We start from the raw sequence: 11,096 nt of genomic DNA on the forward strand, positions 1-11,096 counted from the left end.
CACTACAGGTACAGCAACACAAACGCAGTTTGACTTTACGGGCTTAGGCGGAGGAAACCACATTGTATATGTGATGGATGCTCAGGGCTGTTTCTCGGAGTGGAATATCGACTTCCCGGAATCGGTACAAATAGAAGCTACGGTAGCTGTTGATTACTGTCGTGATGTTACGGATGCATCAACCAATACGGTCGTTGTAACAGTAGATGATACTTTAGTAGATCTTAATGATATTGATTATTCACTGGATGGCGGTGTGTATCAGGTAAGCAATACCTTTACGGATGTAGTTCCCGGAAGTCATTACATCACCGTGCGACACACCAATAGCTGTGAGAAACAGTTCGACTTTACAGTAGCGCAGTATGATCCGTTAACGATCAGTATTGCAGATGGCGAACTGAATCAGGTAGTCATAGCGACCACAGGAGGATCAGGGGATTATGATTATACGGTAACCCTTCCTAATGGTAGTATGGAATCTATAGGTAGTGATGAAAGTTTTTACATCTATGAGTCCGGTGATTATACGGTAACGGTTACAGATAGTAATGGCTGTATAGCTTCAGCGACGGCTTATTTTGAATACATCGACATCTGTATCACGAATTACTTCACCCCAAATGGCGATGGACAGTTGGATGAGTGGGGTCCAGATTGTGCGAACCAGTTCCCGAATTTAACCTACAATATTTATGATCGTTATGGCAGACGCGTAGCGACTTTAAGAAAAGGCCAGAAGTGGGATGGTAAGTACAACGGCAAGGAACTACCAACGGGAGATTACTGGTATGTGATTGAGCTTAATGATAGTCATGACGACAGAAGCTTTGTAGGTCACTTTACCTTATATCGCTAGAGGATTAGAATGAACAAAATAGAAATTATAATATTGAAAGAAAAATAAAAAGAATAAAGTTAAAAACCCTTGAATACCAAAAACATGTCTAAAATACGCAATCATTTAGTGAACCTTTTTCTCGTATTATTTATAGGAGTAATGGGTTATGGTCAGGAATTAAATCTTCCTGTATTTACGCAGTATTTAGCAGATAATAACTTTGTGGTCTCACCAACTTTTGCTGGAATAGGAGATAACTTAAAGTTACGTGCTAATGGATTAACGCAATGGGTAGGAATTAAGGGGGCCCCAGACAACCAGTCGGTATATGGTGATATTCGTATTGCCGATAGAACCGGCGTTGGACTGTCATTTTATAATGATAGAAACGGAAACACAATACAAACAGGAGGGAAGCTCTCCTTTGCACACCATTTGATATTGGATTACTATGCTAAAATGTATCTGTCTTTTGGTATTTCGTATAACATCAATAATTTCAGGATTGATATTAATAATTTTAATACTACTTATCAAAATCCTACAATCGATCCTGCGGTAACGGACGACAGGCGAACTACCAACCACAACTTTGATGTAGGTGTGTTGTTTCGATTGAAAGGCTTTTTCTTTAGTTTGAATGCGAATAACATTCTGCCGAAGAACTTTGATGATCTGATAAGACTTCAGGAGCCTAACTTATTACTTAACTATCAGATTTATTCTGGTTATACCTTTCAGGGACCAGGAAAGAGTGGATTGGAATTTGAACCTTCTGTTTATTACCAGATGTTCAGCAGTGATAAACGTTCGAGTACAGACCTTAACTTTAAGTTTAGAAAATATAATAGGAATGAGGATTACTTTTGGGCGGGTATATCATACCGTTTCCTAAACGATCAGTTTTTAAAACCATTGAATATAGGTCCTATGGTAGGCTTTTCGAAAGGTATTTTTTATTTTGGATATGCCTACCAGATTACAACCAATGAGTTATCTGGATACAACTCAGGTACCCACGTGGTAACTATTGGTCTGAACTTCTTACAAGGTATTAGTAACTGTCCGTGTACTCAAGATCCGGTGCATCATTAACATGACATAGTTTCTCTCAAAATAATATTTCTTAAAAACACGTATTGATTGATACGTGTTTTTTTTATTACTTGGTTTTCAAGGTTTTAAATGTTTTGAAATTTTTTTCACAGTAGGAAAAAACTGAAAAAGTTCGATGAAAGGTATTATTTTCGGTTATACGTCGAATATTAACACCCCAATCCAAATCCTTCTTCAAAAAAATCGGATATTCGTAGGACGAAAGGCAGTTTTTATTGATAAAATGCTAAATAGGTAGGTTTTTACGTATTATAAATTTTAAGAACATAAAAAAAGAGTTATGTAAAATTATTTTCCCCCACGATACTAAAAACTAAAACCACTTATCTATGCACAAAACTACCTTTACTAACCTACTAAAGCTATCACTCCTATTTATTATTTTGATGCAAAGTGTAATAGCTTATGCACAATTACCGGTTCCTTTTACGCCACGATTGTCCGGAGGAAGTATTAAGGTAAAAGGGGATATAGTATTAATAGGTAATAATATCATTACGGCCAAAGATCTGCCTTTACCATACAACGGAACCGCTATCAATAATAATCAAGAAGGCGCATATGTTAATGTTGCCAGTGGAGGTGATGCTTCTATTTTCAGCTCAAGTTCTGCCGATTTGGAAATTAATAATTCTTGTAAAAAAATTCTATATGCCGGGTTATACTGGGCATCAGTTTATCCGTTGGAAGTGGCCACGAATAAGAGTGTTCAATTTGAAGGAACACCCCGATTAGAGGATTGGAATCAAATTAAATTCAAGTTACCCACAGGGGGTTTTATTGATTTGGTGGCCGATAATAATCCAGATCCTGCCGGTGAAGAGGACGATATTATTTTTGATGGATATAAATATTATGGCCCGGATGTTACTGATTCTTTTAAGGATTCTCCCATTATCTGTTACAAGAATGTTACAAACCTTTTACAAGGACTGGCAGATGCCGACGGTATCTATACCGTAGCCAATCAGCGAGCTACTCGTGGTTATAGAAGAGGAGGATGTTCTGCGGGATGGACACTCGTTGTTATTTATGAAAGTCCCCTTTTGCCAAGTAAATTTATTTCTCTTTTTGATGGTTATGCCGGTGTTCAAAATACAACACAACTAGACATTCCTGTTTCCGGTTTCCAAACTTTACCGGCACCACTTCCTGTAAATGCTAATATAGGTGTTGCAGCCCTCGAGGGTGATTATGGGATTACAGGCGATTCTTACCAATTCAAAGCAAATTCTTCAGCGTCGTATACGGTTCTTAGTGATGCTATTAACCAGGCGAACAACTTTTTTAATTCCACGATAACGAGAAATGGTTCTCATATTACAAATAGAAATCCGGCCAGTTTAAATACTCTGGGTTTAGACGTTAACGATGTTAAAATACCAAATCCGAATAACATAGTTTTACCAAATGATGAAACAGCCGGCGATTTAAAATTAACAACCAGTGGTGATGGATATGGCGTTTATTTAACATCTTTCTCTGTTGAAATTATTGAACCGGATATAAAACTGACCAAAATTGTTGAGGACGCTTCTGGTAACGACATTAGTAATCAATATGTGAACCTTGGCGATGAACTAAATTATGTTATTGGTTTTCAAAATGTGGGAAATGATGATGCTAAAAATTTACTAATTCGAGATGTTCTGCCTATTAACGTAGAGTTTAATTATCCTGATGACATTGCTTTGCTTCCAGCCGGAGTTAGCGTTCAAAGTTATGATCCATTGACTCGTGAACTTATTTTTCAGGTTGATGATTCTGTAGTAGAACAAAACGATCCGGTTTCTGAAATACGTTTTAAAGTAAATGTGGTTCGGTCGTGTAGTCTCCTTAGTGATGCTTGTTCTAATACGATCAGTAATCAGGCTTATGTAAGTTATAACGGAACCATAAATTCTGAATATTCCATTACTGACGATCCAAGTTTTAGTTCAAATACAGGGTGCTTATTAACGCCTGCAGCAACAAATTTTTTAGCTGATCTCGATTGTACTTTTGAAGAGGATGTGGTGCTTTGTGGTGCAAGTGTAACCCTTACGGCAGGCAATGGCTATGATAGCTATTCCTGGTCTACGGATCCTTCCGGATCACCAGTTGTTGGTACCGACCAATCTTTGACAGTAACTCAGACAGGAACTTATTATGTTCATAACACCGCCGTGGCACCTTGTCAGTCTATTGATCAAACATTCAATGTCATTACATATGGCGCTAATGTTACAAATCCGCTGATCCCTTTTGCAGATCAGGTCGTAATTTGTCCAAACGATGGAAAACAGTTGCCTAATTTTTATTTATGTGGATTGAATGATACACGCTTTATTCAGACAGGAATTAATGATACGACATCAATTATTTGGGAGCGCCTGGATGAAACAAGTTGCTCGGCAGTTCCAAATCAAAACTGTGCCAACGAATCAGACACCTGTACCTGGAATGAAGTTCAAACCGGACCTGATTATGTTATCGATACCAAAGGACAATACCGCATTACACTCAATTATTCCGGTGGATGTTTTAATCAATTTTATTTTAATGTTTACAGTAACCTTTTAGAACCAACGGCCACAGCCAAGGATATTATTTGTACAACTCCCGGTGAAATTACGGTGAATAATGTACCTACTGGTTATGAGTATAGTTTGGATGGCACCAATTACCAAAGCAGTAATGTGTTTAGTATAACGACTCCAGGTATTTACACGGCTTCTGTTCGTCAGGTAGGCGTATCTCCAAATCCATGTATTTTTACGGTTCCGGATATTCAGGTAAGATCACGAAATTTTACGGTATCAAACATCATCACTCAACCTTACTGTAATGGTGATTTAGGAAGTATTTACCTTGCTGCAAATGACGCAAGTCCACAATATTATTTTTCAATTTCAAAAGGAGGAACAATTGTAAATTCTGTAGGGCCAATCACCGATAACCATTATAATTTTTATAATTTGAGTTCGGGCATTTATACTTTTACTGTCTCAACGGAAGATGGTTGTTCCTATTCCGAGGATATTGAAATTATCAATCCGCCAGTATTAACAGCAACAGCGGCTTTAACTAAACCTTTAACCTGTTCCGATGGAGAAATAACGGTTTATCCCGAAGGCGGAACGCCACCATTTTTCTATTTTGTGAACAGTACAACTGAATTTCAAACGGAAGCCGTGATTCCTGTTACTAGTTCCGGTGTTTATAATATTACGGTGGTAGATTCCAATAATTGTTCTGCGGATACCTCGATATCGGTTGATGCCACTTTACCACCGGAATATTCCATCAGTCAAACGGATATTTTGTGTGCTAGTGAACCTAATAGCGGTTCTATTTCCTTTAATGTACAGAATGCTCATGGCAATACGCTGACTTTCAGTATTGATAACGGTACAACTTTCAGTGCTAATCCCGTTTTTTCAAATTTGACAGCCGGTACTTATCAAACTGTAGTTCAATATAATTTTGACGGTACAGCTTGTTTAAGTACGGTAGAGGATATTATCATTACCGAGCCTGCAAGAGCCTTAACAGCTTCTGGTGGCGTTTATGAATTGGCCGGATGTGGTCCGTCTGGTGAAGGTAAGTTGCGTATTACAAATCCACAAGGTGGAACACCACCGTATGAATATAGTTTTGATAACCAGTCAACCTGGACTACAAGTAATGAAGCCTATGTACCTCCGGGAACTTACACCTTATATGTTAGGGATGCCAATGGTTGTATTTACCCCATGTCAGATATTGTGCTGGATCAAGAGCCACCGACGCCATCAATTTCAATTTCTGATCCTGATTTCAATTGTGATGGAACAGCACAAAGTACAGTAACCGTTATAAATGAAGGAGGATCTTTATACACCTATAATTATTTACTGGACGGTGTACCGAATACCAATACAGCCGATCCCAAAACGTTTTTGAATGTACCACAAGGATCTCATACCATTACAGTTGAATACACGCTGCAAGATGTTCCAACATACAGTAATCTCCTGATTGAGGATTTTGGTAGTGGTGCTCCAACAACAACTTCAGGCATTGCAAGTGCGTATTGTTTTAATGACCAGCGTGTCGATTCACCTTATCCCTGCGGATCACGCCTTCTTAAGGATAACCAGTACTCTGTGGCTAGTTTCTTTTGGCGTCCGGACGATCCTGATGCCCAAAATACTGGGGCCTGGTATCACTTCAAGGATCATACTACCAATGGAGCAGATCCGGATGGCAGGTATTTGATTGTTAATATTGGATCAGCTGCGGGACCTTATGGTATTTTGTACAGTAAACCCATAAATGATGTAATTCCCTTTCAGGACATAAAAGTTCAATTATATCTGGCCAATATGCTTACATCGCATACTAATAAAACACCTCCAGATTTTTTAATTCAGTTGGTTGATCCTTCTGATAATGTGATTGCTGAAAAATTTACTGGGAAAATTGATAATAATGAAAAGTGGAATTTAAATGAACTTACCTTAAATCCGGGGAATAATACGGATTTGACCTTCGTAATTAGGTCAGGAAGTATCCTCTATAATGGTAACGACGCTGGTATTGATGACATTCGTGTGTTTCAGTTACCGGTCACTTGTACCACCTCAGTAGATTTTCCTTTTATAGTAGATTCAGGTAAAGCCTTCACAGCAGGCATCACGAATACTTCTGATGTAACGTGTTCCGGCGCTGAAGATGGAACAATTACAATTGCAGCTCAAAATTTTGATCCCGCAAAAGGCTTTCAATATTCTATTGACAATGGTACCACATGGAATACACAAATGACCTCACCGCATACCATTACAGGATTAGGCTCTGGTAATTACAGTATTTCCGTGCGCTATGAAGATGCTCCTGATACCTGTAGTTTTAATTTTAATTCGGTTATTTCAGAACCTGCTCTATTAAGTGTGAGCGCTACCGGAGGTCCCGTTACTTGCTTGAACGGGGCCACAATTCAAGCTTCAGCCTCAGGGGGCACCCAGGCATTTAGTTTTGAATTGCTGGATACCAATCTAAATTTGATTTTTAATTTTCCGGGGAATGGCATATTGACCAATATTTCTGAAGGTGATTATATAATACGAGTTACGGATGCTAATGGCTGTACAGCAACAACAAATTTAAGTCTAACGCCTTCAACTCCTTTAACTGCTACCATTGATACAAATTCAGATTTTTGCTACGATGCTAGCAATGGAAGTACGTTGATTGTGAATGCCTCGGGAGGACAAGCACCCTATGAATACAGTAACAATGGCGGTGCATTTGGAAGTAGTAATACGTTTAGCAATTTGGCACCTGGAACTTACGATATTGTAGTTAGGGATGCTTATGGATGTACTTATAATGTACCCACCCAAACGATTAAAGATCAACTAATAGTATCAGTCAATATAACCAAAGGATTGGATTGTTCAGCAACACCAGAGGCGACAATTTCAGGAACCATTAGCGGCGGAACGGCACCCTTTAGTTATCAGGTTTCCTATAACGGAGCTGGATACGGAAGCAGCACATCCTTTTCAGGAAATACGTTCTCTTATTCAACTTCCGCTAACGGAGATTATGAATTTTTAATAACTGATGCCGCCGGTTGTACTACCGAATCCAGTGTACAAACCCTTAATCCTATTTCGCTACCGGAAATTACCAGTGTAGTACAAACACAGTTTATTTCATGTCATGGAGATTCGGGTGCTGCAATTCAAGTCAATATAAATAATTCAGTTGGTACACCGACGTATCAAATTAATGTTTATAATCTTACCACTAGTACGGATTATGGCTCTCAGACTTCGGGCCTACCTGCAGGAGATTATCAAATAACCCTAACAGATTCCAATGCGTGTACTGACACCGCCAATATTACTATTACTGAGCCTGATCCTATTATTTTAAATTTTCATGTAGATCCGATTCAATGTACTGGTGGAGGAATTTCTTTGGGACGTATTTATGTAGATGCTGTAAGTGGAGGTACCCCAAATTATACTTATCACGTAACCGGAGTGAATGGGTACAATAATCAAATAACGAATCAAACGGGAAATACTCAGGTATTCGACGTTGTAAATTATGGCTACTACCAGATCATCATCACCGATGCCAATGGTTGTTCTGTTATGGAGCAGAACGTTTTAGTAGCTTCGCCACCTGATAGTTTAGATATTCTGGTGGATACCGTAGCTGATTGTACCAATGGAGGAACCGCTCTTGTTTCCATTGGAAGTTCACTTTCTGGTGATGGTCCGTTCCATTTTGCGATATATGATGGTAGTGGTAATATGACCTATGCTGCTCCAACAACAGCGCCATGGCAAGATGAAGATAGTGCAGGCAGTGAAAACGCTACCTTTACGGGATTAATTCCAGGTGCTACTTATACGTTCATTGTTTATGCAGAAAACACCCAATGTTATTATTACCAACCGGCAGATGTACCAATCCCTACGAATTCAACATTAAATATTTCAAATCAGGTGGCTTCAAATATTACATGTAAAGGAAGTGCTGACGGAACAGTAAGTTTTGATGTTGGTAGTAGTTATGGTTCATCTGTAAATGTAACGTACACTATCTATAATGCCGAGTCAGTAACAACCACAGGAATATCCGGTACAGGCACTATTTCGTCAGGTGGAAACCTGTCAGTTAGTAACCTGGGGCCATTGGATTTCGGAAGATATTTTATTCTGGTAGAAGAGGACTCAGGGCCCAATACCGGATGCAGTGTGGCTTCATCAACCTTTAATATTACAGAATCTGCGATCGAATTAAATATTTCGGCTACTGTAGAAAAGAATGCCAATTGTAATCCGAATTCCGGGGTAATTTTTGCTCAAGGTGAAAATGGAACCCCGCCATATATGTATCAGGTTACTACTTCGGCGACATCTCCTTCTATTTCCGATCCGGCATGGACAAGTTCAAATACCTTTAGCCTTGATGCCAATAATTATTATGTTCATGTTAAAGATGCCTTTAATTGTATAAAAACTACATCAGTAATTAACTTACCATTAGATCCGGAGCCGGTTATTTCGGCTACTCTTGTTAATCAATGCGTAGCTGACGAGGGACAATTTGAAATTTCGGTAGACTTGATTTCAGCTGGAATACCTCCTTATGTTTACAGTATTGATGGAGGAGCTTTTCAAACGAGATCAGCCCCATTTATAATTTCAAACTTAGCCTCAGGAAATCATTCAGTTGAAGTTAGGGATGCCAATGGTTGCGGTAATGTTGTAAATGTTTCAATAATTCCACCATTATTTATGACACCAAGCATAAATATTCAGCCAAGTTGTTCTGATAATGATGGTGAAATAACCGTCGATGGGTATGGTGGAACGGGTAATTATGCTTTCAGTATTAGTCCGAATCCAGGATCGATAAGCTTATCGGGGAATGTCTTCTCGGGCGTGCCTTCAGGAACTTATACCATAACAATTACAGATACAACAACGTCTTGTACCTCGAACGCTGTTATAACTTTAAATCAGGCTACTCCGGTTACCTTTACAACAACACCTTCTGATGTGAGCTGTTTTGGAGGAAGTGATGGTTCAATAACAGTAAATCTGCCAGCAAGTAACGATGATCCTATATATACCTATAGTTTGGATGGTGGTTTAACGACACAAACTTCAAATGTATTTACAGGATTATCGGCAGGAACTTATAATGTTACGGTTACTTCGGGTAAAAATTGTTCATTAACCCAATCGGAAATTGTAGGGGAACCGAATAATATATCAGTTTCGGCTCCAATTGTCACATCATATGCGTGTACGCCAAATACCAATGCATCAAACTATGCTAGTATTACGGTATCAGGTGTTACTGGTGGCTCAGGAAATTATACTAAATACGAGTTTATAAAGGATGGAACGATAGTTCAATCCGGTAATAATAATACATATACGGAATCAGATTATTCAGGAGGAAATTATACCATAAACGTTTACGATGACTACGGTTGTTTAGGTTCAGCAACAGCTACAATTCAACCATTTATAAGACTGGATTCTTTAGATATTTCAATAGATAATGCGATTACCTGTTCAAATGATGAAGATATATCCGTAATAGTAAATAGTACAGTAGGAACACCTTCTAATTTAGAATATACTTTAGAAGACGCCGCTTCGGTCATACCTTCGGTTACCAATACTACAGGCGTTTTTACAGGACTTCCCGTTGGAAATTATATAATTACGGTTGTAAATCTCGACACAGGTTGTAGTTTACAAACAACCCATTATGTTAGTGATCCGAATACTTTTGATCTTTCTGTTGATGCTGTTGTAGATGTTACTTGCTTTAGTGACGCTGATGGTAGTGTAAATGTTACTTTGATAGATCGAAGTCCTCAGCCAACAGATGATTCAGGCCCTTTTGACTATATTGTAAACGATAGTTCTGGAAATCTTATAACATCCGGAACATCTGCAAATGCTGGTCCTATTACTATTTCAGGATTAGCATCAGGAACATATACTATAAGTGCAACGTTAACGAATACTCCGTTTTGTAATGTTAGTAAAAACTTTACGATTTCTGCACCTATCGCTCCTTTAAGTATTTCAGAAACGCACTCGGATATAACCTGTATTAATGGATATAATGATGGAACGATATCAGCTTCTGCTTCTGGTGGGTGGTCTAGTAGTTATGAATATCAATTAGAATTGACTAATGGAACCGTTATCGCTTCCTATAGTTCAAATTATTATTTCGAAAGCCTTTCTGCTGGGGATTATATTGTAAGTGCCAGAGATACAAAAGGTTGTGTGGCCACTGTTGCCATTACTTTGTCAATCCCTCCACCAATCACAGCAACGGTAACGGCCAATACAACGATTTTAGCGTGTTTTGGAGATACAGATGCTGTAATCACGATAAGTGGTGTAAGCGGCGGTCAGGGAAGTAATTATAGTTATATATTACACCAAACGGCTCCAACGGTTAGCAGTTCAGGACCACAGGCGTCTCCGGTATTTAGCGGATTAGGCGCAGGAACGTACAGTGTTGAGGTGATCGATGGTTATAACTGTTCGTATAATTCACCGGATATTATTATAACCCAACCAACACAGATCCAGGCCGATCTGGTAAAATCCAGTACGCCAAC

The 11,096-nt window shown here is 38.8% G+C and carries 3 protein-coding genes; all 3 read left to right on the top strand.

Annotated features, from left to right (window positions below):
* Positions 1-859, top strand: an 859-nt coding sequence (locus ABD682_RS14675; protein WP_344742385.1) for a T9SS type B sorting domain-containing protein, incomplete at its 5' end; no start/stop codon positions are given.
* 84 nt (positions 860-943) lie between these two features.
* On the top strand, positions 944-1,936 hold the full coding sequence (locus tag ABD682_RS14680; protein WP_344742386.1) for a PorP/SprF family type IX secretion system membrane protein: 993 nt from the start codon (positions 944-946) through the stop codon (positions 1,934-1,936).
* Between the two features lie 350 nt (positions 1,937-2,286).
* The coding region (locus tag ABD682_RS14685; RefSeq protein WP_344742387.1) for a SprB repeat-containing protein at positions 2,287-11,096 on the top strand (8,810 nt) is incomplete at its 3' end.

Source organism: Gaetbulibacter aestuarii (genome assembly GCF_039537665.1).
Taxonomy (GTDB): Bacteria; Bacteroidota; Bacteroidia; order Flavobacteriales; family Flavobacteriaceae; genus Gaetbulibacter_A; species Gaetbulibacter_A aestuarii.

Excerpts from the sequence above, each read along its gene's own strand:
- ABD682_RS14680 (WP_344742386.1), top strand. The coding sequence starts at position 944 with ATGTCTAAAATACGCAATCATTTAGTGAACCTTTTTCTCGTATTATTT.